General features: G+C 67.2%; 23 protein-coding genes. 11 read left to right on the top strand and 12 right to left on the bottom strand.

The genetic code is table 11. The annotated features are described in order from the left end of the window. Positions 1-115: 115 nt before the first annotated feature. The 3 genes from GON09_RS21960 to GON09_RS21950 all read right to left on the bottom strand — a co-directional run bounded on the left by GON09_RS21960 (position 116) and on the right by GON09_RS21950 (position 2,602). Positions 116-760 (bottom strand): GAF and ANTAR domain-containing protein, encoded by a 645-nt coding sequence (locus GON09_RS21960; protein ID WP_213934574.1) that lies wholly within the window; start codon positions 758-760, stop codon positions 116-118. A gap of 254 nt (positions 761-1,014) precedes the next feature. Beyond that, the gene (locus tag GON09_RS21955; RefSeq protein ID WP_213933720.1) at positions 1,015-1,428 is read right to left on the bottom strand and encodes an SPW repeat protein; all 414 of its coding nucleotides are present in this window, start codon (positions 1,426-1,428) and stop codon (positions 1,015-1,017) included. 175 nt (positions 1,429-1,603) lie between these two features. Next, on the bottom strand, positions 1,604-2,602 hold the full coding sequence (locus GON09_RS21950; protein ID WP_213934573.1) for a zinc-binding alcohol dehydrogenase family protein: 999 nt from the start codon (positions 2,600-2,602) through the stop codon (positions 1,604-1,606). Positions 2,603-2,692: 90 nt separating this feature from the next. Between GON09_RS21950 and GON09_RS21945 the strand changes: the two genes are divergently transcribed. Together GON09_RS21945 and GON09_RS21940 are read left to right on the top strand one after the other, a co-directional pair. Then, complete coding sequence (locus GON09_RS21945) at positions 2,693-2,845, top strand: hypothetical protein (protein WP_213933719.1); 153 nt, start codon at positions 2,693-2,695, stop codon at positions 2,843-2,845. 21 nt (positions 2,846-2,866) lie between these two features. Then, on the top strand, positions 2,867-3,436 hold the full coding sequence (locus tag GON09_RS21940; protein WP_213933718.1) for a hemerythrin domain-containing protein: 570 nt from the start codon (positions 2,867-2,869) through the stop codon (positions 3,434-3,436). A 9-nt stretch (positions 3,437-3,445) separates the two neighbouring features. Here GON09_RS21940 and GON09_RS21935 read toward each other — a convergent pair whose 3' ends face one another. Continuing rightward, positions 3,446-3,925, bottom strand: coding sequence for a DUF421 domain-containing protein (locus GON09_RS21935; RefSeq protein ID WP_213933716.1), 480 nt, complete (start codon positions 3,923-3,925; stop codon positions 3,446-3,448). Beyond that, entirely contained in the window at positions 3,925-4,446 is a 522-nt protein-coding gene (locus GON09_RS21930; protein ID WP_213933715.1) for a hypothetical protein, read from the bottom strand. The genes GON09_RS21935 and GON09_RS21930 overlap by 1 nt, the downstream gene beginning before the upstream one ends. A gap of 169 nt (positions 4,447-4,615) precedes the next feature. Between GON09_RS21930 and GON09_RS21925 the strand changes: the two genes are divergently transcribed. From GON09_RS21925 to GON09_RS21915, 3 genes are all read left to right on the top strand, one after another. Further along, on the top strand, positions 4,616-5,530 hold the full coding sequence (locus GON09_RS21925; RefSeq protein ID WP_213933714.1) for a manganese catalase family protein: 915 nt from the start codon (positions 4,616-4,618) through the stop codon (positions 5,528-5,530). Between the two features lie 123 nt (positions 5,531-5,653). Then, complete coding sequence (locus GON09_RS21920; protein ID WP_213933713.1) at positions 5,654-6,946, top strand: ATP-grasp domain-containing protein; 1,293 nt, start codon at positions 5,654-5,656, stop codon at positions 6,944-6,946. 12 nt (positions 6,947-6,958) lie between these two features. Continuing rightward, entirely contained in the window at positions 6,959-9,001 is a 2,043-nt protein-coding gene (locus tag GON09_RS21915) for a CocE/NonD family hydrolase (protein WP_213933712.1), read from the top strand. 67 nt (positions 9,002-9,068) lie between these two features. Here GON09_RS21915 and GON09_RS21910 read toward each other — a convergent pair whose 3' ends face one another. From GON09_RS21910 to GON09_RS21900, 3 genes are all read right to left on the bottom strand, one after another. Next, positions 9,069-9,527: a DUF6098 family protein gene (locus GON09_RS21910; RefSeq protein ID WP_213933711.1), complete on the bottom strand. Its 459-nt coding sequence runs from the start codon at positions 9,525-9,527 to the stop codon at positions 9,069-9,071. 83 nt (positions 9,528-9,610) lie between these two features. Then, the gene (locus GON09_RS21905; protein WP_213933710.1) at positions 9,611-11,155 is read right to left on the bottom strand and encodes a sugar transferase; all 1,545 of its coding nucleotides are present in this window, start codon (positions 11,153-11,155) and stop codon (positions 9,611-9,613) included. Positions 11,156-11,514: 359 nt separating this feature from the next. Then, a complete protein-coding gene (locus GON09_RS21900) occupies positions 11,515-12,630 on the bottom strand; it encodes a glycosyltransferase (protein ID WP_244865598.1) in 1,116 nt (371 codons plus the stop codon). 184 nt (positions 12,631-12,814) lie between these two features. Between GON09_RS21900 and GON09_RS21895 the strand changes: the two genes are divergently transcribed. Genes GON09_RS21895 through GON09_RS21875 form a run of 5 tightly spaced genes read left to right on the top strand, consistent with a single transcriptional unit; the run spans position 12,815 to position 19,581 of the window. After that, positions 12,815-14,548, top strand: a complete 1,734-nt coding sequence (locus GON09_RS21895) for a serine aminopeptidase domain-containing protein (protein ID WP_307854448.1) — start codon at positions 12,815-12,817, stop codon at positions 14,546-14,548. After that, positions 14,545-15,939 carry an O-antigen ligase family protein gene (locus GON09_RS21890; protein ID WP_213933708.1) on the top strand — a complete coding sequence of 465 codons (1,395 nt, stop codon included), beginning with the start codon at positions 14,545-14,547 and terminating at the stop codon, positions 15,937-15,939. Before GON09_RS21895 ends, GON09_RS21890 begins: the two co-directional genes overlap by 4 nt. Then, positions 15,822-16,904 (top strand): glycosyltransferase family 4 protein, encoded by a 1,083-nt coding sequence (locus tag GON09_RS21885; protein WP_213933707.1) that lies wholly within the window; start codon positions 15,822-15,824, stop codon positions 16,902-16,904. The genes GON09_RS21890 and GON09_RS21885 overlap by 118 nt, the downstream gene beginning before the upstream one ends. 12 nt (positions 16,905-16,916) lie before the next feature. Continuing rightward, positions 16,917-18,464: a flippase gene (locus GON09_RS21880; RefSeq protein WP_307854447.1), complete on the top strand. Its 1,548-nt coding sequence runs from the start codon at positions 16,917-16,919 to the stop codon at positions 18,462-18,464. 37 nt (positions 18,465-18,501) lie between these two features. Beyond that, positions 18,502-19,581 carry a cellulase family glycosylhydrolase gene (locus tag GON09_RS21875; RefSeq protein WP_307854446.1) on the top strand — a complete coding sequence of 360 codons (1,080 nt, stop codon included), beginning with the start codon at positions 18,502-18,504 and terminating at the stop codon, positions 19,579-19,581. Here GON09_RS21875 and GON09_RS21870 read toward each other — a convergent pair whose 3' ends face one another. Next, positions 19,582-20,664, bottom strand: a complete 1,083-nt coding sequence (locus tag GON09_RS21870) for a GNAT family N-acetyltransferase (protein ID WP_213933706.1) — start codon at positions 20,662-20,664, stop codon at positions 19,582-19,584. Between the two features lie 164 nt (positions 20,665-20,828). Between GON09_RS21870 and GON09_RS21865 the strand changes: the two genes are divergently transcribed. Continuing rightward, positions 20,829-21,953, top strand: a complete 1,125-nt coding sequence (locus GON09_RS21865; protein WP_213933704.1) for a cellulase family glycosylhydrolase — start codon at positions 20,829-20,831, stop codon at positions 21,951-21,953. Between the two features lie 3 nt (positions 21,954-21,956). Here the strand turns inward: GON09_RS21865 and GON09_RS21860 are convergent, their stop codons facing one another. The 3 genes from GON09_RS21860 to GON09_RS21850 all read right to left on the bottom strand — a co-directional run bounded on the left by GON09_RS21860 (position 21,957) and on the right by GON09_RS21850 (position 24,079). Further along, complete coding sequence (locus tag GON09_RS21860; protein WP_213933703.1) at positions 21,957-23,156, bottom strand: MalY/PatB family protein; 1,200 nt, start codon at positions 23,154-23,156, stop codon at positions 21,957-21,959. A gap of 42 nt (positions 23,157-23,198) precedes the next feature. Further along, a complete protein-coding gene (locus GON09_RS21855; RefSeq protein ID WP_213933702.1) occupies positions 23,199-23,846 on the bottom strand; it encodes a phosphate signaling complex PhoU family protein in 648 nt (215 codons plus the stop codon). Positions 23,847-23,920: 74 nt separating this feature from the next. Continuing rightward, positions 23,921-24,079, bottom strand: coding sequence for a hypothetical protein (locus tag GON09_RS21850; RefSeq protein ID WP_213933701.1), 159 nt, complete (start codon positions 24,077-24,079; stop codon positions 23,921-23,923). Positions 24,080-24,188 lie beyond the last annotated feature (109 nt).

Here is a 24,188-nt window from a genome sequence, read left to right as displayed (position 1 = left end):
CAACAGAAGATTTTCCAGCGCGTCATTTTGATCAGATGTGACCCACAGCACACATGGTGAATGCGCACGGTGCTCAGTTCCGGACCATCCGGCGCATCGGCCGTGACGAGCAGCTCTACCGTTCGCGCGGAGGCCGGACGGATTCGACCACTGCGAGGGCGACCTCGCGCAGGAGTTTGTTGCGCTCCTGGGACAACCTGCGCAGCATTCCGAAGGCACCCTCGGCATCGACGCCGAAGCGTTCCATCAGGATGCCTTTGGCCTGCCCGATGACATCCCTCGAGGCCAGTGCCGCGCGGAACTGTTCCTCGCGCACCGCGGCCACCGCGGCGAAGGCCGCATGCGTCGCCAGGGTCGACGCGATGTCGACGCTGGCGTCGTCGAACGCGCCCACCTGCGAACTGTGCAGATTGAGGGCCCCGACCGTGTCGTCCGTCGTGTACAGCCTGACCGCGAGCATGGAACGAGCACCCAGACGGACCGCTTCGGAAGCGAACGCGGGCCATCGGTCCTCGTGCTCCATGTCGTCCACGCGGATCGTCTCCCTCTCCCAGATGGCCTGCACACACGGGCCGTCCTGCAGCTTGTACTGGAGTTCGTCGATCCTGCTCGGCAGAGCGGACGTCGCGGCCCTGGATTCGAACCTCGAGCCCCGGGCGGCCAAGGTGATCCCGGCATGTTCGGCACCGGGTACGAGTTCGACCGCCGCTCGGGTTATCACGTCGAGCGTCTTCGCCAAGGAGGCATGCTCGTCGTGCATCTCCCGAGCGAGTTCCTCTATGGATGCTCGCAATTGCCGTTCGAACCTTGCCGAGTTCGTAGTACGAGTGCCGCCATGCTCGCCGGTGTCCATCACTTCATCGTGGCACCGAAGCGGCAACGGGGTTGCGGCGTTCGACCGGGGGGTATTGCCCCCGGTAGCCGGAAGCGGCGTCCGGACGCCGCGCCCGGCCAGGTGCTGCCGGTTCAGAATTGCAGCCGGCAGCACCGCCCGGGGTTACCGCACCGAACCGGTCAGCGAGAACGGTCCATCAGACCGCTTCCCATCGCGGCCGTGGCCACGCCCAGGACGAACACGATCGCACCCACGATGACGTGGGACCAGATCATGGAGGTACTGGTATCGACGCCGCTGACCAGCCACGGCGAAACGAACAGCCACAGACCGAGCAGAGGCGCTACGAACGCCAGGCCGTGGGTGCGGCCGTACGCCGAACCGAGTGCCATGGCGAGCAGTGCGACCGCGAGCCCGCAGATCAGATTGGTGGTGGCGAGTGCCGTCTGGTCGGCGAATCCGATGATCCATGCGGATGCCGCCGCATACAGCCCGGCGACCATCATCAATCCGTCGGTGACCTGCACGGTGGGCTGTTCGCCCATCCGGTCGTAGCGTTCGCGCATCTCGACGATGTCGGGATGAGCATGCATTGCAGAGTGAGCCGATGATGTCGACATTGTCCTCATCTCCTCGTGAGTGAGAAGTCCGAGGGGCCCTCCTGGGTCCGACACCATTATCGTCGCCCCGGGCAGGATTCTGCCGTAGGGTAGAAAGTCCCGACTTGGTGATCTCGGGCGTATCCGAGCAGTATCGATCTCCGAACTCTCAGGGGACGAGGACGGCAGCGCCTCGTACGCGGTCACCTGCGAGATCCTCCAGCGCACGGTCGGCGTCGACGAGCCCGTACCGCATCGTCGCGACCCTGATGCGGTGCTGCCCGGTGAAGGCGAGAAACTCCCGTGAATCCTCGCGGGTGTTGGCCGTGACCGACCGGATCTCGCGCTCCTGGAAGAGGTGACGCTGGTAGTTCAGCTGCGGGATATCGGTGAGGTGGATGCCGGCGATCGAGAGGATGCCGCCGCGATCGAGTGCCTCGAGCGCGGGCGGCACGAGGCCTCCGACGGGCGCGAAGAGGATGGCGGCGTCGAGGGGCACCGGTGGCGCGTCCGCAGCACCCTGCACGGACGCGGCCCCGAGTTCGCGGGCGAGGGTCCGCGCGTCCTCGCTCCTGGTCATGACGTGGACCTCGGCGCCTTTCGCCATGGCGACCTGCGCAGCGATATGGGCGCTGCCGCCGAAGCCGTAGATGCCGAGCCTGCCCCCGTCCGGGACGGATGCGCGCTTCAGTGCGCGGTAGCCGATGATGCCGGCGCAGAGCAGCGGAGCGAGTTCGACGTCGTCGTATCCGTCGGGGAGCGGTAGCGCGAACGCCGCCGGCACGGCGACGAACTCGGCATATCCGCCGTCGTCGTCCCAACCGGTGTATCTCGAATTCGGGCAGAGGTTTTCGTCGCCCCGACGGCAGTAGCGGCACTGCCCGCAGGTCGACCGCAACCATGCCACCCCGACGCGGTCGCCGGGGGCGAACCCCTCCACCGCCTCGCCCACCCGATGGACGACCCCGACGACCTCGTGCCCGGGGACGACCCCCGCCCGGTGGACGGGTAGATCACCTTCGGCGACGTGCAGGTCGGTCCGGCACACGCCACACGCCAGCACGCGCACCAGCAGATCGTCTGCGCCCGCTTCCGGAAGCGGAACGGATCCGAAGCTCATCGGATGGCCGGCGACGGGGCCGGGCTCGGTCACCTGCCACGCTCTCATCGACCGGGGTTCGTCCACGGCTCCCGCCTCCCCTGTGTCCACCGATATGCCTGTGTTTGCGGAAATCAACACCGGTGAACCCCTTCATACATGAGCAGCACAGAAGGTTCCGCCGATTCGTACGACCCGGCCCAGGATCCCGATGCCGATCCCGACAATCTCCTCTCGAGGGCCCCGCAGCAGCCGGACCAGGCGGAGGGCGAAGACGAACCGGCCGAGACCGGCAATACCGGACAATCCTGACCCATTCGAGGGGAGACACCGATGAACGAATCCGCTCACGAGAGCACGGATGTTGTCAGCATCCTCACCGACGACCATCGAGAGATGCTCGAACTTCTGAGTCGAGCAGAGACCACCCTCGATGCGGACGACCGCCGAGACCTCACCGACGCCGCGATCGCCGAGGTGATGAGGCACGCGGTTGCCGAGGAGATGTTCGTCTATCCGGAGATGGAGAAACACCTACCCGGGGGGACCGAAGCCGTCGAACACGACAAGGAGGAGCACGACGAGATCGTGCAGGTGATGAAGCAGCTCGAGGGTGCAGATGCGGCGAGTGCCGAATTCACGTCTCTGGTGAAGAAGCTCGAGGATCTGTTACGTCACCACGCGGACGATGAGGAGTCCGAGCAGTTTCCGGCATTGAGGACGCATCTCGGGCACGACAGGCTCGTGGAGGTGGGCACGAAGGTACAAGCTGCCAAGAAGCTGGCGCCGACCCGACCGCATCCGTCCGCGCCCCATTCCGAACTGTTCCACAAGACGGTGGGTCCGGGGATCGGCATGGTGGACCGGCTGCGCGATGCTCTGACGGGACGGCGCACCGACTGACATCCGTCCTCAGGCCGGGTCCGGTTCCTCCGGCGCGCCGTCCTGCGTACGCGTGCGGGTGAAGAAGGAGATCCGGCCGTTCGTCTCGAGCACTGCGAGTTCGATGTCGGAGAAACGGCGGATCCCTTCCTGCCGCGCTGCCGCCAGAAGGTCGTCGAGGGACAAGCGCTCTCGCTTCAGATTCTGCATGTCCGGCTCGCCGTCCTTGACGATCACGACCGGGACACCATGGGTGATCCCGCGCATTCTCGGGTACCGGGCGTTGATCGTCGCCAGCCCCAAGGTCAGGATGGCGAAGACGCCGATGGTGAGGACCGCGGTCGTCACGGATACGTCGTCCTGCGTGATGCCCTGCTGTACGAGATCACCCATGGCCACGAAGAGCACGAGTTGGAATGTACTCAGTTCACCGACGGTGGAACGACCGACGAGGCGGGTGATTCCCCACAGGAACAGGAACAGGACGAGCGCGCGGATCACGATTTCCATCAGGGCACCAACCAGGTATCGAAATAGATTGTCACTGCCGAGTTCTCGCCGTCCATCACTGAGACGGAGCCCGATTCGCCCCATTGCTTCCCCGCGCGGATCCGCACGTCGAGCGCGAAGGTGAACTCGTCGCCGGGCGGCGGATCGAAGGTCAGATATGCCAGCCCGTCGCCTGCTGTCTCCGAGGACGGTTCGGGTAGACGCCCCCGCATCTCGAGGACCTCGAAATACGACGTGTCGATCGCGAGGACGATCTCCCCCTCGAAGCCCCCGTCACGATGTACTTTCACCGACCACGGAACATCGAGCCCGGGACGCGCGATCCGCGGGTAGGTCAACTCGAGGTCGTAGCCTCCACCCCGGGCCGACGCGGTGGAACTGCGCACACCGAGCAACCCGACCCCGCCGGCCACCAGGACCAGGGTCAGCAGAACCGCGGCGGCTGTGCGCAGCCATCCCACGGCTCGGCTGCGGGCCACCTCCCCGACATCTGCGAATGTCGAATCCGACCAACCTTCCATACCTCCACGTTGGCATAAACCGGAACGAGCACGGGGAGATACCGGATCGTGTTTAGAGCGTCTCGACAGGGGTAGCCGCTCGTAGCCCCCACGGGCTTCCCGATACGGCGTCGAGACCACGGCGTCGCCGGTGATTCTCACACGACACTCGGCATTCGAGGGGACACCTATGTTTCGTCACACCGACCATCTGCAATTCGACGTCAAGCCCGAAAAGCCGGATCCGGTCTACGCTCGCAAACTCCAGGAATTGATCGGCGGCGCGTACGGCGAGATGACCGTGACCATGCAGTACCTGTTCCAGGGCTGGAACTGTCGAATGCCCGGCAAGTACAAGGACATGATCATGGACGTCGCCACCGAGGAGATCGGGCACGTCGAAATGATCGCCACCATGGTGGCGCGTCTCCTCGAAGGCGCACCCGCCACGGAGTCGACCAAGAACGCCGCCGCCGACCCGGTGGTCGCAGCGGTACTCGGCGGCATGGATCCGCAGCAGGCCATCATCTCCGGTGGCGGCCCGACCCTCGCCGACAGCAACGGCGTTCCGTGGAACGGCCGTTTCATCGTGGCCAGCGGTAACCTCCTCGCCGATTTCCACGCCAACGTCGCTGCCGAAGCGCAGGGCAGGGTGCAGACCGCCCGGCTGTACAACATGACGGACGATCCGGGCGTCAAGGACATGCTCCGGTTCAACCTCGCCCGCGACACCTACCACCAGAATCTGTGGCTGGCCGCCATCGAGGAACTGAAGGCCGACGGCATCGAGCCCAGCCCGATCGCACCGAACGCACTGTTCGACGAGGAACACTCCGAACACGCGTCGAGCCTGTGGCATCTGTCGGACGGCGCCGCCGCCGATCAGGGGCGCTGGGCGCACGGTACCGGACCCGACGGCACGACACCCATGTCGTTCCTCGCCGACCCTGTCCCGCTGGGCGACGTCGCGAGCGCGCCGCCGCCGGACCCGAAGCTGTATGCGACCTACGACGGTTCCCAGGGCAAGCCTCGTTCTGCCGCAATGGGAACGGAGAAGGGACTTGTGGGCAAGGTCAAGGACGCCCTCGATCCCGACACTCCCTGATTTTTTCCATGCAACCGCCCCGGCTCCTGCGAACCGGGGCGGTTGCGCGTGAATGTACCTTCCCGACGGTTTGTTTCGTTACCTGTTTGTTTTATATCGCGACAGAGCGGGAAGGCTTCATCGATGAGCACCAACATCTTCGTTCTCGGACTCACCGACATCCAGCGCAAGGAACTCGAGACCGTACGCGGAGCCGACCAGCTGAGCTTCTACGGGTTGCTCGACTACGAAAGCCTGGTCGAGCCCGACGAATACGTGTTCGACGATCTTCTCGACGCCTGCCGGCGCGAACTTGACGACTTCCCCGGCACCGTCGACGGAATCATCGCCCACTGGGACTTCCCCACCAGCGTGCTCGCTCCGATCCTCGCCGCCGAGCGCAACATTCCTTCGCCGTCGCTGCGCAGCATCGTCGCCACCGAACACAAGTACTGGAGCCGCCTGGCCCAGAAGGAATCCGTCCCCGAGTGCGTCCCGAAGTTCGATTCGTTCGACCCTTTCGACGACAACGCACTCGACAGCATCGACCTCGACTTCCCGTTCTGGGTCAAGCCCGTGAAGTCGCACTCGTCGCAACTCGGGTTCGAGATCCGCAACGAGCAGGAGTTCGCCGACGCTCTCGTGGAGATCCGGGAGAAGATCGGACTCGTCGGCAATGCGTTCGACGAAGTGCTGCGCCGCGTCGACCTTCCGGACGAGATCGGGGAGAGCTCGGGCACGACCTGCCTCGCCGAGCAGGTCGTCAGCGGCATCCAGGCCGCCCCCGAGGGCACGATGTTCCAGGGACAGTTCGGCATTCATGGTGTCTTCGACATGCGCAAGGACGCGGCGGGGCACAGTTTCGAACGCCTCGACTACCCGGCGAGCACCGTGCCCGACGAGGTGCAGGCACGCATGATCGACATCACCGAGCGATACCTTCGGCACGTCGGCTTCGACAACGGCTGCTTCAATTCCGAGTTCATGTGGGACGAGGAGAACGACAAGCTCTGGTTGATCGAGGTCAACACGCGGATCTCCCAGTCGCACAGCGAGTTGTTCACCAAGGTCGACGGGAGCTCCAACCACGAGGTGGCCATCGACATCGCGCTCGGCCGACCGCCCCGGATGCCGTACCGGCAGGGTGAATCCGCCGTCGCGGCGAAGTGCATCATCCCCCGCTACGAGGACGGCATCGTGACGTCGGTGCCCACGGAAGCGGACATCGCCCGCCTGCGTGAAGCGATTCCCGGCGCCCTGGTGTGCATCGACGTCGCTCCCGGAGACCGGCTCGCCGACCTGCCCAACCAGGACGCCTATCGCTACGAACTGGGCACCATGTACATCGGTGCCGACAGCGTCGAACAACTCGAGCAGCGCTATCGACAAGGGCTCGAGGCACTTCCGTTCACCTTCGATCCTGCACCGGAGAACTGAGAGGAGGTTGGCATGCACACGATCACAGACCTCCCACACGAGGTCCGTGTCATCGAGAACGTCTTCATCACGATGCGCGACGGGGCGCGGCTCGCGGCGAGGATCTGGCTGCCGGTCGACGCCGAATATCACCCCGTACCCGCGGTCTTCGAGTACATTCCCTACCGCAAGCGCGATTCCACCCGCGGTCGGGACGCGCTGAACCATCCCTACATGGCCGGCCACGGTTACGCCTGTGTGCGAGTGGACATGCGCGGCAGCGGCGACTCCGACGGGGTGTTGCGCGACGAGTACCTCGCCGACGAGCACGACGATGCCTGCGAGGTCATCGAATGGCTGGCGTCGCAACCGTGGTGCGACGGCTCCGTCGGCATGATGGGCATCTCGTGGGGCGGCTTCAACAGCCTGCAGGTCGCCGCGCGCCGGCCACCGGCGCTGAAGGCGATCGTCAGCGCCTCGGCCACCGAGGATCTGTACGTCGACAACATGCACTACATGGGTGGTTGTCTGTTGTCCGACAACCTCTCCGAAGCGACGGTGATGTTCGCCTTCAACAGCCTGCCCCCCGATCCCGCGATCGTCGGCGACCGGTGGCGCGAGATGTGGCACGAACGCCTCGAGGGCAGCGGACTGTGGATCGAGAAGTGGCTCGAACATCAGCACCGGGACGACTACTGGAAACGGGCCTCCGTCAACGAGGACTACTCGGCCGTGCAGTGCCCGGTCCTCGCCGTCGGTGGTTGGGCCGACGGGTACACCAACGCCATCTTCCGGCTGATGGAACATCTCGACGTCCCCCGCAAGGGATTGATCGGGCCGTGGGGCCACAAGTACCCGCACCTCGGCGTACCCGGCCCGGCGATCGGGTTCCTGCAGGAGGTCGTGCGGTGGTGGCACCACTGGCTCAAAGGCGTCGACACCGGGGTGATGGACGAACCGATGGTGCGGGCCTGGATGCAGGACGCCATCGCACCGAACCCGTCCTACGCGGAGCGTCCGGGCCGGTGGGTGGCCGAACCGTCGTGGCCGTCACCGAACATCGGGAATCGCCGCTTCACCTTCGATCGGCATGCGCTGCATCCCGACGACGACGGCACCCTTGTGGTCGACGAGAGGCCGCTGGCGCTCCGGTCCCCTTTGAGCGTAGGCATGTTCGCCGGCAAGTGGGCCTCCTACGCTGCGACGCCCGACCTCCCGTCGGACCAGCGTGAGGAGGACGGTGGTGCGCTCGTCTTCGAGACCGAGGCGCTCGACACCACGACGGAGATCCTCGGTCGCCCCGAGGTGGAGCTCGAGGTCTCGTCGGACAGTCCGGTGTCGATGCTCGCTGCGCGGTTGTCCGACGTCGCGCCGAACGGTGAGGCGACCCGGGTGACCTACGGGTTGCTGAACCTCACTCACCGGGACAGCAGCGAGAAGCCGGAAGCCCTCGAACCGGGACGGCGTTATCGCATCCGGATCGAGCTCAACGGGACGGCCCATGTGTTCCCGGCCGGGCACCGCCTGCGGTTGTCGCTGTCCACCTCCTACTTCCCCCTGGCGTGGCCGTCGCCGACACCCGCCGAGGTGACGGTGTACACCGGCGGACATCTGCATCTGCCGGTGCGGCCACCGCGACCGGAGGACGCACATCTGCGCGAGTTCGGGGAGCCGGAGGCGGCTCCGGAACTCGGGATCACGCTCCTGCAGCCGGGTGAACACCACTGGCGGACGACCCGCGACCTCGCGACCGGCGTGTCGACCCTCGACATCCTCGACGACCAGGGGTCGTTCCGGATCGACGAGACCGGTACCGTCATCCGGCGCCGCACCCAGGAATGGTTCAGTTTCGGAGGCAACGATCCGAATTCGGTGCGCGGCGAGACACGCACCCTGCGCCGCTACGAACGGGACGACTGGCGCACCGAGGTCCGCACCCGCACGATCCTCACCTCCACTCCTGAGGAGTTCGTGATCAACGCCGAGCTCGATGCATTCGAACTCGACGACGATCACGGTGATCGACGGGTCCATTCGCAGAACTGGCAGCGTCGCATACCGCGCGATCTGGTCTGACGACAGCGACGGCAGCCCACCCCGCGACATGCCGGGGTGGGCTGCCGGCCTTCTGCGCGAACGATACTCACGCACTCCTGCTGGAATCGCTGCCGACGTGGAAATGCTCGTCGTACCAGCGTCTGGCCTCGTCCAGGACGCCTGTGCTCAGCCGTGCGTGGGGACGGACGTCGACGAGCAACGGTTCGTGATCGGGACCGCGGCCGACCATCCTTCCTGTGAGGATCCACGCGAACCGGCCGTCTTCCTCGCCGAGCTCGGAGCACTTGGAGATACGTCGGGCGACCCAGTCCTTGACGGGGCGCCGCCACCACGGCTCGGGGGCGAGGGTGGTGACCGAGAGTCCCGGCAGGGTCACGTTCGCTTCGTGGTCGCGACTCGGTCCGTCCTCGGCGTCCGCTGCCGGGCCTTTCGAATATCGCAGGTACAGCAGCGGATCCGTCGCGAGATCGGCCAGCTGGTCGAGTGAGGTGATGAGCGGGATGTCGTCGGGATCGGGATGGAAACTTCGGACGGACGTGTTCACCTTCTCCTCCTCCTGCCGACACTCCAGGACGAGCTCGAAGGGTTCCCCACTCCTCGGCGACGAAACCCTGCGGCGGGGAGGGGTCAGTACGCGCCGTCGCTTGCCAGCACCGCACGCACGGTCTTCACGACGATGAGCAGGTCCTGCACCATCGACCAGTTCGCCACATAGAACAGGTCGAGTCGGATGCGGTCGGCCTCGGACAGATCGGACCGTCCGGAGACCTGCCACAGACCCGTCATACCGGGACGCACCAGGATGCGGCGGGGGACGAAGCCCGGGATCTTCTCCCCCTCACCGACCGCGAGCGGACGCGGGCCGACGAGACTCATGTCGCGGGTGAGGACGTTGAACAGCTGGGGTAGTTCGTCGATGCTGGTGCGGCGGATGAACCGTCCGACGGGCGTGATCCGCGGATCACGGGAGGATTTGTAGAAGGTCGCGTCGTTCTGACCCGTCCGGGTTCGGACCGCATCGACCATCCGATCGGCGTCTACGACCATGGACCGGAACTTCCACATGCGGAAGACGGTGCCGCCCAGTCCGACGCGCTCCTGCCGGTAGAAGACCGGACCACCGTCCTGGAGTTTGATCAGCGCGGCGACCACGAGCATGCCCGGCGCCGCCACGGTCAGGGCGAGGACGGCACACACGAGGTCGAAGGTCGTCTTGGCGAGCCGGTGCGATCCGCGGTACTGCGGCTCCTCGACGTGCACGAACGGCAACCCACCTACGGGGTGCATCGACAGACGCGGCAGGGCGATGTCGGTGACGCCGGGAGCCACCACGAGATCGACGCGGTAGGGCTCGAGCTCCCAGGCGAGATCGCCGATGTCGCCGTTGCCCCAGTGGGTTCCGGCCGCGATGGCGACCGTGTCCGCTCCGGAGAGCTTGACGGCGTTGATCACGTCGGTCTCCGCCCCGAGCACCGGGATCTCCTGCCCGGCGACGGTGATGGTGCGGTCGCTCTCCCCGGTGTACCCGGTGGTGCACACGCCGACGACGCGGTAGCCGGCCGAGGTGTCGCGGACGAACGATCCGACCATCGCGTCCACCGCGTGTTCGGAGCCGACGACGAGCACCGAGGTCCGGAACTCGCCCCGCACCCGGCGTCGTTCGATCGCACGACGGCACCACCGGCGTCCGAGTGGGAGTGCGAGGAGCCCGACGGGCAGGGCCAGCAGCAGATAGATCCGGATGGTGTCGAGATCGGTGGCGAACGAGTCGACGAGGAACGAGGCGATCGCGAGCAGACCGAAGGCCTGCAGGGTCGCTCTGGTGACGAGCCGGTACTCCTCCTCACCGCTGCCCACGATCGGCTTCTTCCGAGTTCCGTTGAGCGCGAGAACCACAAGCCACAGACCTGCCACCACGATCGACGATCCGAGTCCGCGTGGCATCGAGGTGTCGCCGGAGACCGGTCCGTCCGTCATCGCCCCGGCCCCCTGCGCCAGGGCGACGATGGCGACGATCGCGATGACGATCGTGGTGTCGGTGATCGCCAGCGACCGCAGATAGGTTCGCTGCCAATGCCTGCGCGGGACACTTCCGCGGCTGTCGCTCGTGCGGCCATCGCTGGTGTCGTCGGTCGGCGCACTGCGCCGCGCCACCTCGGGTCCGATCCCCATGCTTCTCCTGCTTGCCTACTCCACCCGGAGTGTGGCCCCGACAGCCCGATGAACGATCTGGTGATTATGTCCGTTTCATCGAAGGAAACGCGAATTACATTCCAGTGGAACGGATCACAGAATCGTTGGCGATTTCCTACAGAAACGGAACTATTACGAAGAACTCGAATCGCTTGTGCGCGTGGTTACTTCGCAGAAGAACACATTTTCGGAGCGGCGGCGCGCGCAGCTCGGTCGGTGGCACAGCGCCATGACGATCCCCCATCAACCCACCAGCAGGCTCCCGACCCGGGGAGAAAGGTACAACAGGGACGAACCGACGACAAGAGGTCTGCTACTGGAAAGTAGTATGAGGTAGATCACCTTTGTCCGATTTCCTCGTCTATCCAATCGCGGATGTGCTGCCGGAAGTTCTCCGAGGACAACGCGGTCACGGCGTCGTCGCGCCCTTTCGGGACGGCGTCGATCGCCGTGATGCACTCGGCGACGGCCTCCACCGTGTCCTCGTGGAAGCGCAGGCCGTCGACCCCCTCGACGACCGTCTCGCCGGCGCCGCCGAGCGCATTGACGATCACGCTCGCCCCCGCGGCGCGCGCCTCGACGGGCATGATTCCGAAATCCTCCACCGCAGGGAAGACGTAGACGTGCGCCTGCTGGTAGAGCGCATAGAGCAGCGCGTCCGACGGCCGCGCGAGGATGTGGACCGGCACCTTCGCCTCGGCGGCGAGTTGTCGCAACCGGCCCTCCTCCGGCCCGGATCCCGCGATCACCGCGGGCACACCGGCGCGGTCGGCGGCCCGGAGCACCCAATCCAGTCGCTTGTACGGTACGAACCTCGATGCTCCCAGCACGAAGGTTCCGGGAAGCTGCTCCAGCAGAGCGGATTCGGCCGCGGACAGTTCGTCACGCCAGTCGGGCACCGACGAGATGCGGGCCGTCTCGACGGGAGGGAAGATCACGCGCGCCTCGACATCCCACGCGCGTTCGATGCGGCGACGTACGAAATCGCTGTTCGCGGCGAAGTGCGCACCCTCCCGTGCGCGGCGCCGATCCAGGGCCCGCAGCGGGGGCGCGGCGCACCGCACCGCGAGCGAGGCACCGCGATCGTCCAGCTCCGGATTCCACAGATAGCGCGCCGGAGTGTGCACGTAGACGAACTTCTCGAACCCGCTCGGAGCACTCCGGAAGGTGACGTGATGGGCGAAGCAATGCGAGCTGACCAGGGCGAAGTCGTACGCGCCGGGCCGCCGGCGCCAGATGTAGGGCATGGCGGACAGGGCCAGAGCCTTGTTCCGTCGCAGAGGCGTACGCGCCAGACCGCTCTCGAGCACCGTCCGCTCCGGATACCGATCGGCGTCGTCCCACAGGCACAGCACGTCGGCGTCGGGAAAGGTGCGGACGAACTCGTCGAGAACCTTCTCCGAACCTCCGTCGCGCGCGATCCATTCGTGCACCAAGATTCCGGGCACAGCCATCCCTCCGAAGACCTCGAACCGACAGGGAAGGTACTTTATGACCCTGCCGAGGGTGGAAGGTAACGGGCCGGTGCGATCCCTCGATACGAATACGTCCGAACGGCAAGAAGATTCAGGGTTGAACAACGGGTCGAGAAATCACCCCGTCTTTCACCCCTTCGACAGTGGAGGTCACGGAGTGGATGTGCGACACGCGTCATGGTTCGGTGACGCCGAGTCCCCACTCCTCGGCCACGTCCACCTTCCCGCCGACGGCCGCGCACGCGGCGCGGTGGTGCTGTGCCCACCTCTCGGCAAGGAACACCTCGACACCTATCGGGGCGTCAAAGCCCTCGCCGAACAACTCGTCGAGCGCGGACTCGCGGCATTGCGTTTCGACTACGAAGGCACCGGCGACTCCGCGGGCGACCAGGATTCACCCGATGCGGTCGCAGCCTGGCACCGCAGTGTCGCCACCGCCGTGGCGACGGCCCGCGCGAGCGGAGTCGAACACGTCACCGTCGCGGGACTGCGCGCGGGCGCACTGATCGCCGCAACCGCTCTGCCGGGATGCGGACCGGTCGATGCCGCCGTGCTGTGGGATCCGATCGTCTCGGGACGAGCACTGTTACGCGAGCAGCGCGCCCTCTACCGCCTTGCCCTCGGTGCCGATGATCCCGACGACCCCCGAGTCTCGATCGTCGGTGGCGTACTCGCTCCCGAGGCCGCCGACGCACTCGGTGCCCTGAGGATCGACCCTTGCTCACTGGCCGGCGCACGCACACTGCTCGCGACCCGGCCCGTGGCGCGCGAGACCGCGACGGTGTCGGCGCTCGCCGCCGCGCTCGACGGTGACGAACTGTCCCTCGACGGCCACGAGTCCTTCACCACCCCCAGCACGCTCCACCCTGCCATCCCGACCGAACACCTCACCCGCATCGCCGACTGGATCGCGGCGGCGGTCGCATCGAGCACCGCACGCGAGGTCCGCTTCCCCGCCCGGGAGCGCGCCGTCGTCGCGACCACCGGCACCGGGCTCCCGATCCACGAGAGCGTCGAGTATCTCGGCCCCAAGGGAATGTTCGCGTTGCGCACGCACGGTGTCGGCACCGAGGACGCCGACGGCCCGCGCCCGCCCGCTCCTACGGTGCTGTTCTTCGGGACCGCCTACGAACACCGACTGGGCCCGAGCCGCCTCTGGGTCGAGCTGGCACGGGAGTTCGCCGCGCACGGTATCTCCTCGGTCCGGTTCGACCGGACCGGGGTGGGCGACACCGGCACGGCGCACGGGTCGGCACCCACCCCGCTGTACTCCGACGCCTCCGACCGCGATGCCCTCGACGCTGTCGCCGCGCTCGGCATCGACCCGCAGGATCTCGCCGCGATCGGGTTGTGCTCGGGTGCGTGGTACTCGTCGTGGGCCGCCCTCCGGGGCGCGGCGCACCTCACCGTGCTCGTGAACGTGATCCTGTGGTGCACCCACCGACGGAAGTCGCTGCGCGCCAACCTCAGCCCCGACGCGCCCGATGTGCCGGCCGCCGGCGCACCGGCGGAGCCGGAGACAGTGTCCTTACGGGCCCGCATCAAGCCGTGGGCGCAGAAGTATCTGCCGTATCCGTTGTGGTTGCTCCTCGGCAGGCTCGGCGTGACACAGGTTCCCGAGGTGGGGCTCGAAGCATTGCGCCGCGCGGGCGTGTCGACCACGGTCGTGCTGTCCGCCGAGGACCATCGATGGTTCCTGTCCCAGCGGGGTGAGGAAGGCCTTCGCCGGGTACGGCGTCGTGGTTTCACCGGCGACATCCTCACCAGCGATGTCGGCGATCACACCGGTCGGCAGCGGGACGGCCGCGAGTTCCTCCGTACGGCGATCATCTCCGCCGTGCTGGCCCGATTCGGAACCAGCACAACGGCTCCTGTTGCCGACGAGCGTGTCTCGTGACTCTCCTGCTGCTCGCCGTACCCGCGGTACTCGTGCTGGGAGTGCTGCTCCGGCGGCGCCCCCAGCGAGGGTTGCTGCTGATCGCCGCGCTCACTCCGTTCCACGGCCTGCTGGCGATCATTCCCGGCGGAGAAACCCTGTCGCCGTGGAAGGAGGGCCTGCTGCTGCTCACCCTCGCCGCGACCGTCGTCGGTCCGTATCGAAGCCGACTCCCCGCACCGTCGTATCCGTGGTGGCCGGCCGTGGTCGCGTGGGTGGCGATGGGAGTCCTGTCGGCGCTGCTCGTCTCGGGACTGGCCGGCATCATCGCCATCAAGATCACCTATTTCTATCTCGTCATTCCGGTGATCCTGTGGCGCGCACCGTTCGACGCCCGCGACCGCGACCATCTGGTGTCGATCCTCATGGGCACCACGGCCGTCACCGCTGTCGTCGGACTCGCCCAGCAGGCTATCGGCGGTGAACGGCTCGCGGAACTCGGCTACCGCTGGGACGAGCACCTACGTATCAGCGGCGGAATCCTGCGCAGCTTCAGCACATTCACGACACCCTTCGCCTTCGGCCTGTTCGTGATGGTCGGCCTCATCGTGGGATGCTCCGTCGCCTTCGCCGATCCGCATCGGCTCCGCAACAGACTCTTCCTGTGCGCGACGCCGGTCATGCTGCTCGGCATGGGCGTGACGATCGTGCGCGCCAGCTACATCGGAGTCGCCGTCGCACTGCTGTGGCTGGCCGTGCACCGCTACCGCCCTCTCTTCCTCGGCTTCGGCGCCGCCGCGGCGCTCGCACCGCTCGTCCTGTTCGCCGTACCGAGTTCGATTCTCGCGCCGCTGTTCTCCTCGTCGAGTCTCGGTGAGCGTGGCGACGGGTGGTCGCAGACGCTGTCGTCGCTGTGGGTGCACCCCCTCGGCCAGGGACTCGGCGCGACCGGTTCGGCCGCAGCCGACACGGTGGCCCAGAGCAACCCGATGCTGTCGGAGCTGTCGTACCTGGCGGCCGTGCAGTTCGGGTTCATGCCCTATCAGCCCGACAACTACTACATGAAGCTCGCCGTGGAACTCGGCCCGCTCGGCGTGTGGCTGTTCGTCCTGGTGCTCGTATGCGCCGCGGTCTCGACCCTGCGCGCGTCTCGGGTGCTGAGCGGGCAGGACGCCGCCCTCGCACTCGGGGTCAGCGGCACGATCGTCGCGGCAGCGGTCGCCTCCACGGTGGCGACCTATCTCGAGATCTTCCCTCTCGACGTCTATTTCTGGTTACTGTTAGGAACTGTCGGATGCGCACTGACCCAACACTGGTCACCTCACCGAAGCTCGCTCACCGCATCGGGTTCGGGGCGCTCGCACTCCGCCCCTCCGGCAGCGGAGTCCAGACCTACGTCCGCGAACTGCTGAACGCACTCGACCCCCTGCTCCCCGCGGCGGCGCTGCGGGCCACCGTGCAATGCGACGCCACGGGCGAGCTGCCTCCTCGCGTGACCCCACAGGTGCGGCCGGTCGCCGACGGGGTGCGGCGGATGCTGTATGCCAAGGTGCCCGTGCGCGGCGTCGACCTGTTCCACAGCCTCGACGTCGATCTGCCCGCCCTGTGTTCTGGCGTCACCGTCTCGACGTTCCACGACCTCGCCGTCTTCGACACCCCGTGGGCGTTCGGCAAACACCGTGCTGCCGGTGAGCGCGTGCTGTTGCGCGACGCGATGAGGCGGGCCGACGTGCTCGTCGCGGTCTCGAACTTCACCGCCGAACGTCTGCACGCGCTGTGCGGGCGCGAGGCCGTCGTCACGCCCTTGGCGCCCGCCCCATGGGCGCAACCTCCCACCGCCGAGGAGGCACGGGACATCCGCAGGGCCTACCGGCTGCCCGGCCGGTTCGTCCTGCAGGTCGGCACGGTCGAACCCCGCAAGGACGTCGCGCTCGTCGCCGCCGCGTGCCGCATCCTCGATATCCCGCTGGTGCTGGCAGGAGCCGGATCCACCGGGCCCGACGCGCCGGCCGGTTCGATCGGTCTCGGTTACGTTCCCACCGCACACCTTCCGGCCCTGTACGCCGCGGCGACTGCCGTCGCGTACGCCTCGCGCTACGAAGGCTTCGGATTGCCGCCACTCGAGGCGATGGCGTGCGGTGGGGCCGTGGTGACGAGCGCCGTCGGCGCTCTGCCCGACGTCGTCGACGACGGAGCACTGCTCGTCACCGAACACACGGAGACGTCGTGGACCGCGGCGCTGCGCGTGGTCGTCCACGACACCGACACCGCGGACGCGCTGCGCACACGCGGACGCGAGGTCGCCGCGGCTTCGACGTGGACGCGCACCGCCGAACTCACGCGCGACGCCTACCGCACCACGGGCCTGAGAATCTGAGAAGGCCGCCCCGTGGGTAGACATTCGCTGGCCGATCGCATGGCCGAAACCGTCGTGATGGAGCGGATCGTCGCGGCGCACGACCCCGGTGGCACTCTTCACGAACCGCAGACACCCGAACTCGACGGGCAGGCGGCGCGACGCAACACCGTCGTGATGCTCGGCAGCCGGCTGGCCGTCGCGTCGATGGGGTGGGCCGGCTCGATGATCGTTGCCCGGGTGCTGGCACCGGAGGACTTCGGCAAGTTCTCCTTCGTCTTCGGTCTGCTCGGGTTGCTGTCCGTCGTCACCGATCTCGGCGTGGGACGCGTGGTGCTCGCCAAGCTCGTCGAATGCAATCCATGGGAGGTCTCGTACGTCACCACGGCGTTCATCGCGTTGCGCGGTGCGCTCGGTCTGCTCGGATACACGCTGGCAGTCGGGTACGTCGTGGTGCTCGGATATTCGTCCGATGTGGTCTGGGCAACGGTGGTCGCAGGACTCGTCGTGGTGATCGCGACCCCCAGCAACGCTCTGTCCGTCATGTATCAGAGTCGCCTGCGGATGGCGTCGGTGGCGGTTGCCGAGACCTTCGGCCAACTCGCCCAACTGGTCGCCACCGTCGCGGCGGTGCTGTGGAATCCGGTGTTGCTCGTGCTCGTCGTACCGGCCGTGGTCAACGAGATCGTCGGCGCGGGCATCCTCGTGCGCGGTGTGCGTGCGGGCAAGGCCGGTCCCCTGCCCGCCGCGCGCGCCCAGTTGTGGCGCTGGCGGGAGATGCTCGTCGAGGCGATCCCCCTCAGCATCGGTTTCGCTCTGCTCACCCTGCTGTCGAAGATCGACGTGCTGATGCTCGGGCGGATGGACACCTTCGACTCGGTGGGCCTCTACACCGTCGGGTACAAGTTCGCCGACCTGCTGTCGATGGTGTCGTCGACCGTCGTGGGCCCGGTGACGACACTGCTGGTCGCGACCTGGCCAGCGCAGAGCGACCAGTTCCGGCAGCGCACGCGCGAAGCGGCGATGCTCCTGGCGGTGCTGGGCGCGGCCGCCACGGCGGCATTCTGGTCCTCCGCCGACGGCGTGCTGTCGCTCCTCTACGGTGAGCGGTTCGCCGAAGCCGCCGACGCCTCGCGCATGCTGGTGCTCGGCAGTGCCCTGTCGATGCTCACCGAACTCGGTCTCATGGTGCTCATCGCGACCGGTCGTCACCGCGTGTATCCCTGGGTGGCGCTGGCCGCTCTGGCCGGGAACATCGGCGCCAACCTCGTCCTCATTCCCCGTATGTCGTTCGGCGGGGCGGCGGTGGCGACGGTGCTCACCGAGGCCGCGATGCTCGTCGCGATCTGGATCGTCGTGGCCCGAAGCGTGCGGATCGCGGGTTTGTTCCCCTTCGCCCAGACCGTGGCGATCGCGATGCTGGGTGTTGCGGTGGCCGTGTGGATGTCGCTCCTGGCGGAGCGCTACGATCTTCCCTGGCCCGTCACCGCTGCCGTCTCGGCTGTCTGTGTTCTGGCCGGAACCCACGTCCTTCCCATCACCGACGGGCTCGGCCTGGCCGGTCTCGTCAAGTCCCGTTGAGGTTGCAGTGTCCCTTTCGCGGTCGATGCCGCGTCGCGTGTCGCGATCCATACCGCTCCGCGCCGTTCTCACCCTCGTCGGTGTGTTCGCTCTGTCGTGTACGCAGAGCACCGAAGCACGCGACTGCCGCACCGATCTGACAGACGGCAGTCTGGGCATCGCGACCGGGGCCGGTCTCGACACCCTCGACGACGCAGATCTCGACGCGTACATGTCGACGGTCGCCGACAGCGGGGCCGGCTGGATCCGGTTCGACATGGACTGGTCGATCATCGAACCCGCACGCGGTCGTTTCGACTGGAGCGGCACCGACCGGATCGTCGCCGCAGCCGACTCGCACGACCTGCAGGTGCTGGGCCTGCTCACCCACACTCCGTGCTGGGCGCGGACGTCGGAGGCCGATCCCCGCGACCCGCACGGGATGCCCGCCGACCCCGGCGAATTCGGGCGCTTCGCAGGCGACGTCGCCGATCGCTATTCCGACAGCGTCACGCACTGGGAGATCTGGAACGAGCCGAACCTGACGGCCTTCTTCACCCCGCAACCCGATGTCGGCGCGTACGCCGATCTGCTCGTGGCGGCGTCGGACGCGATCCGCAACGTCGCCCCGGAGGCGGTGGTGATCACCGGCGGCCTGTCCCCCGGCACCGACAACGGATCGGACATCGCCCCGACGACCTTCCTCGCCGAACTGTACGACCAGGGCGTGTCGTCGGCCTTCGACGTGGTGGGCATGCATCCCTACAGCTACCCGGCACTGCCGTCGGATGCCTCCACGTCCGAGTGGAACGCCTTCTACCGGATGCGTGAGATGCGCACCGTCATGGTCGAGCGAGGGGACTCCGACAAGCCCATCTGGGCAACGGAGTTCGGAGCGCCGACCGGTACGGGCACCGACGCGGTGGGACCTACGGAACAAGCGGACATCCTGCGCGACGGGATCACCGAACAGCGCGCGCTGGGTTTCGTCGACAAACTCTTCGTCTACAGCCTCCTCGACCTGGGCACCGAGGTGTCCGATCGCGAGCAGAACTTCGGGGTCCTCGCGCACGACGGGTCGCCCAAGCCCGCCTGGGACGTGCTGCGCACGGCCGCGGTCACCCCCGGTTGCCTCTGATCACGAGCGGTTCGACGTGAAGGCGTCGCGCGCGGCCAGGCGCAGGGGACGGACGAGATCCGCTCCGAGGTCTGCAATGCGGAGGGCCCACCGGAGGTGCGGTCCCGAGGTGGGAACGGCGACGATCCGACCCACCTCGTAGCCTCCGTTCGCCCACTGCGACTTGAATTCCGATGTGCCGAGCAGGTAGTCGAAGCGGTCGATGCCCAGTTCTCCGTGCCGGTCGGTGAGATGGCGATGCAGCAGTTGGCCGGGCTGGTGGCGGCGCACCTCGGGATGAAAGCGGCCCATCCACATCTCCGCCGTCGTTCCCGTGCGGAACATGATCTCGTGGGCACTCCATCGGCCACCGACGAGTAAGCCCACGACGAGCAGCCTGCCGGCACGTGCTTCGGCCTCGAACAGTGGTCTGGTGAAGGAGGTGAACGGCGGCGCGCAGAAGTTGTCGCGTCCGCTGTTCTCGTCGGCAGCCGCGGCAACCGCGGTGATGTCGGGCCATCGCCGCGCGAGATGTTCCGGCTCGCACACCACTTCGACGGACGCCGGGGTGCCTGCCCGTTCCAGCGAACGTTCGAGCCGGGACAGCGTCTTCAACGTGCGTCGACCTCGCAGCGACTCGGCGCCGGCACCGACGGCGAGATCGATCGTCAGGCACTGTTCCGTCCCGGCGACCTCGACGCTCCACCGCGGTGACGCGTGCAGCATTTTCAGGAGAGGGTCGGCGAGATCGACGTGGTCGAGTTGCATCGCCATGTTCCGCTCGGCGATGCCGTCGAGCAGGTCGGCGAGCGCCGCCTCGTCGGTCGCGAGGAAGGTGCCTATCGTGGCAAGGCCGTGGGCGGGCAGGCGTAGAGCGGTGACCCCCATGCGGGTGCGGGCGTGCAGGGGTGCGAGGCCGACGAGTCGACCACCGCGCCGGACGGTACACACCGCCGCTCGTCCGCGTCCCATCCGGTTCCACGCCAGTGCATACGAAGGCCGTGTCGCGACACGCTGTCCCAGCTCCTGTGCGAGGTCGTCCCATTCCTCGGACAGCCGGGTGGCCGATGCCTCGTCGTGGATCTCGAAATTCACGGTGCGCATGCACCGGATCCTTCGGTCCACGAATCCCGCATCTTCCGGTCCTCTCCTCGTTACAGTGAACCCGCGGCATCGGTCTGCCGCTCGCTCCACCGGACGAATCGCAGGTCGGAGGCGCGACGTTACGACCGATGCCGGAATTGTCCGTTCTATCAGCAGGAGAGTCGATGGGTCGTCTCGCACGCGCCGTACTGGCCACAGCCCTCTCGTGCTCCCTTGCAGCACTCGCAGCGTGCGCCCCACCGACACAACCGGCTCCACCGACGACGTGCGGGAGCGACGACATCGGCATCGCCGCCGGTGCGCCGCTGATGTACCTGCCGGACTCCGAACTCGACCGCGAACTCGACGCGATCCGTGCGGTCGGCGCCCGGTGGCTACGCGTGGACATCGACTGGTCGGTGATCGAACCGAACCGCGGACAACAGAACTGGTCGGTCCCGGACCGCGTGGTGGACCGCGCCCGCAGCCGCGGACTCGAAGTGGTGGGCATCATCGCGTACACGCCGGCCTGGGCGCGCGTCGCCGGTGGCGGCGACACCCACGGATATCCCGCCGATCCTGCGACATTCGCCGACTTCGCCCGGCAGGCGGCCCAGCGTTACTCGACTCGCGTGACGCACTGGGAGATCTGGAACGAACCGAATCTGACGAACTTCTTCCGTCCCCGTCCCGATGTCGGGAAGTACGTCGAACTGCTCGCCGCGGCAGCTCCGGCCGTCAGGTCCGTGCAGCCGGGCGCCCGGATCCTCAACGGCGGACTCGCTCCGGCGGTGGACAACGGCTCCGACATCTCCCCCGTGACCTACGTGCAGCAGCTCTACGCGCGCGGGGCGCACCAGTACTTCGACATCCTGTCCGTCCACCCCTACAGCTATCCGGCGCTGCCGTCGGACGCAAGCACGCAGAGCTGGAACACCTTCTACCGCATGCGTCTGATGCGCGACACCATGGTGCAGTACGGCGACGGGGCCACACCGGTGTGGGCCACCGAGTTCGGCGCTCCGACCGGCACCGCCTCGAATGCGGTGAGCGCCCAACGGCAGGCGGACATCATCGCCGACGGCATCGCGGAGGCGCGTCGGCTCGGATGGGTGCAGAAGGTGTTCGTCTACTCGATGCGCGACCGCGGGACGAACCGCGCCGACGTCGAACAGAACTTCGGGGTGCTCTACCAGAACTTCTCGGCCAAACCCTCACGCGCCGTAGTCGCTTCGGCCGCCTCGGCGTGCGCGGCCGTCAGCGACTCGCTCGGCGCCGTGAACCCGTCTCCGGCCGACGCGGTGTGGTGACGGTCAGGAGCCGAACGCGTCGGTGACGCCATCGAGGATCCGATCGAGGATCGGACCCGACGTCGCGAAATTGATGCGCAGGAAGTTCCGTGCTCCCGAGCCGAACCGCACCCCACCGTCGGCGAGAACACGGCCCCGATCGCGCACGGTCGACACCGGATCATCGATGCCGAGCGGACCGGTGTTCAACCAGGTCAGGTAGGTACCCTGCGGCAGATGATGCCGCAGCTCCGGGATTCGTTCGCGCAGAACGTCGTCCACTCGCCGACGATTCCGGTCGAGTACGTGCAGCAGATCGCGCTGCCACGCGTCGCCCTCGCGCCACGCCGCGAGCGTGGCGACCACCCCCGGAACCGACACGGTCCCGTACAGGTCGAAGGGTTCCGCGTCGCGCCGTCTCAACAGGGTCCCGGATCCGTAGTGCACCACCGCGCACCGCAGACCCGCGAGATTGAACGCCTTGCTCGCCGACGTGAGGGTGACTGTCCGCGCAGCGACCTGCGGTCCGAGCGAGGCGAACGGGATGTGCCGGTGCGGTTCGTAGACCAGCTCCGCGTGGATCTCGTCGCTGACGACGAGCATGTCGAATCGGTCGGCGAGGTCGGCGATCCGCTCGAGTTCCTCACGGGTGTGCACCCGCCCGGTGGGGTTGTGCGGGTTGACGAGCACCAGCACCCGCGGACGACGCCGCGCCACCGACTGCTCGAACGCATCGAAGTCGAGCACCCACCCGTCGCCTCGGTCGACGAACGGAAAGTCGATCTGCTGCAGACCCATCCGTCGCAGTGACGCCAGGAACGGCGGGTAGTTCGGTGTCTGGATCGCTACCGCATCCCCGCGTGTGGTGCTCAGATGCAGCACGAGTTGCAATGCCTGGATGAGATCCGTCTGCTCGCGGACCGCACCGGGATCGGGTTCCCAGCCGTAGCGCGTGCGCATGCGCTGCGCGAACTCCTCGCGCAGCGGTGTGCCGTGGAACCAGTCGGGATAGCCGAGGTCGCTACGGTCGACCAGGTCGTGCAGCGCACGCGCGATCGGCGGTGCGACCGGGAAATCCATGTCGGCGACCCACGCGGGGGCCAGCCCGTCGGCGGCCGCCCGTGCCCACTTGGCACCGGACCGCGCCGACAGGGCGTCGAAGTCGAGGTCGTCGAACCCGGGCACCCCAGGACCGTCGACCGAGAGGCGCTCGTCGCTGGTCATGGCAGAAGAATCGCACGGTTCGCCACGCGCCGCGCGCCGAAGTCAGGCGGCCGGTCGCTGGCCCGTGACGAAGAAGATCAACCGATCCGCCACGTCGACAGCCTGGTCGCCGAAACGCCCGTAGAAACGCGCGAGGAGCGCGGTGTCGACCGCGGTCCGGATGTCGCCGTCCCATTCGGGGCTCTCGAGCAGAGACAGCAGTCGCGAATGCACCGCATCGAGTTCGGTTTCGATGGTGTGCGTGCCCTTGATCGTGTCGAGGTCGAAGTCGGTGAACGCGTCGCGCAGGATCGCGACGATCTGCGCCGCGAGTTCGGCCATCCGGCGAAGATCGTCCCGCAGGAGATCGGACACGAGCGACTCGGGATGACGACGCCGCACGACCCGCGCGATGTGCAGGCTCAGTTCGCCCATCCGGGTGAGATCGCTCGTGATGCGGACTGCGGAGAACACCAACCGCAGGTCGGCGGCCACGGGACCCTGTAGCGCGAGGATCCGCACCGCTCGCTCGGAGCAATCGGTGTCGAGTTCGGCGATCCGCGCATCGAGATCCAGAGCGGCCTGAGCCGCGTCGAGATCGGTGTCGAACAACGCGCGGGTGGCCAGTTCGAGGCCCTCACCGGCGACCGCTGCGAGCTCACCGAGTCGTCCGACCAGGTCGTCGAGCTGTCCCTTGAACAACTCCCTCATGTCTCGCTCCCTCCCTCGCTCGGCTCACGGCACGTGTACCCGGCCGATCCTCGTCGCAGTCCTCGACCCGGAGCCTAACGACGCGCGTCGACGACGCTCTCGGCGGCAACGTCCTCGGTGGACGGTACAGAGTTCGCGCCGTCGTCCATGCGGGCGAGATGAGCCTTGATCCATTCGGTGCTTCCCGGCGTCGCGGTGTTGTGCTGCGGGGTGCCGGCAATGCAGATAGACAAATTGTTTCCCTCGTCGTGTCGCCGATGTGCTCGGCTGCGCAGGCCACACCCATCCCCTGGAGTGACCGTCATCACTATAGCGTGTCGGCGCAGAGCTTCAACTCGGGCG

Source organism: Rhodococcus sp. B50 (assembly GCF_013602415.1).
GTDB lineage: Bacteria > Actinomycetota > Actinomycetes > Mycobacteriales > Mycobacteriaceae > Rhodococcus.
The sequence above is the reverse complement of the archived record's forward strand: the minus strand, read 5'-3'. Positions and strand labels throughout refer to the sequence as shown.

Bases quoted from the DNA above. Each gene is read 5' to 3' on its own strand.
- GON09_RS21940 (WP_213933718.1), top strand. From the start codon at position 2,867: ATGAACGAATCCGCTCACGAGAGCACGGATGTTGTCAGCATCCTCACC.
- GON09_RS21870 (WP_213933706.1), bottom strand. From the start codon at position 20,664: ATGCGCACCGTGAATTTCGAGATCCACGACGAGGCATCGGCCACCCGG.
- GON09_RS21930 (WP_213933715.1), bottom strand. From the start codon at position 4,446: ATGGAAGGTTGGTCGGATTCGACATTCGCAGATGTCGGGGAGGTGGCC.
- GON09_RS21865 (WP_213933704.1), top strand. From the start codon at position 20,829: ATGGGTCGTCTCGCACGCGCCGTACTGGCCACAGCCCTCTCGTGCTCC.
- GON09_RS21905 (WP_213933710.1), bottom strand. From the start codon at position 11,155: ATGGGGATCGGACCCGAGGTGGCGCGGCGCAGTGCGCCGACCGACGAC.
- GON09_RS21960 (WP_213934574.1), bottom strand. From the start codon at position 760: ATGCACGACGAGCATGCCTCCTTGGCGAAGACGCTCGACGTGATAACC.
- GON09_RS21935 (WP_213933716.1), bottom strand. From the start codon at position 3,925: ATGGAAATCGTGATCCGCGCGCTCGTCCTGTTCCTGTTCCTGTGGGGA.
- GON09_RS21950 (WP_213934573.1), bottom strand. From the start codon at position 2,602: ATGAGAGCGTGGCAGGTGACCGAGCCCGGCCCCGTCGCCGGCCATCCG.
- GON09_RS21900 (WP_244865598.1), bottom strand. From the start codon at position 12,630: ATGGCTGTGCCCGGAATCTTGGTGCACGAATGGATCGCGCGCGACGGA.
- GON09_RS21885 (WP_213933707.1), top strand. From the start codon at position 15,822: ATGCGCACTGACCCAACACTGGTCACCTCACCGAAGCTCGCTCACCGC.
- GON09_RS21945 (WP_213933719.1), top strand. From the start codon at position 2,693: ATGAGCAGCACAGAAGGTTCCGCCGATTCGTACGACCCGGCCCAGGAT.
- GON09_RS21920 (WP_213933713.1), top strand. From the start codon at position 5,654: ATGAGCACCAACATCTTCGTTCTCGGACTCACCGACATCCAGCGCAAG.
- GON09_RS21855 (WP_213933702.1), bottom strand. From the start codon at position 23,846: ATGAGGGAGTTGTTCAAGGGACAGCTCGACGACCTGGTCGGACGACTC.
- GON09_RS21925 (WP_213933714.1), top strand. From the start codon at position 4,616: ATGTTTCGTCACACCGACCATCTGCAATTCGACGTCAAGCCCGAAAAG.
- GON09_RS21915 (WP_213933712.1), top strand. From the start codon at position 6,959: ATGCACACGATCACAGACCTCCCACACGAGGTCCGTGTCATCGAGAAC.
- GON09_RS21955 (WP_213933720.1), bottom strand. From the start codon at position 1,428: ATGCATGCTCATCCCGACATCGTCGAGATGCGCGAACGCTACGACCGG.
- GON09_RS21860 (WP_213933703.1), bottom strand. From the start codon at position 23,156: ATGACCAGCGACGAGCGCCTCTCGGTCGACGGTCCTGGGGTGCCCGGG.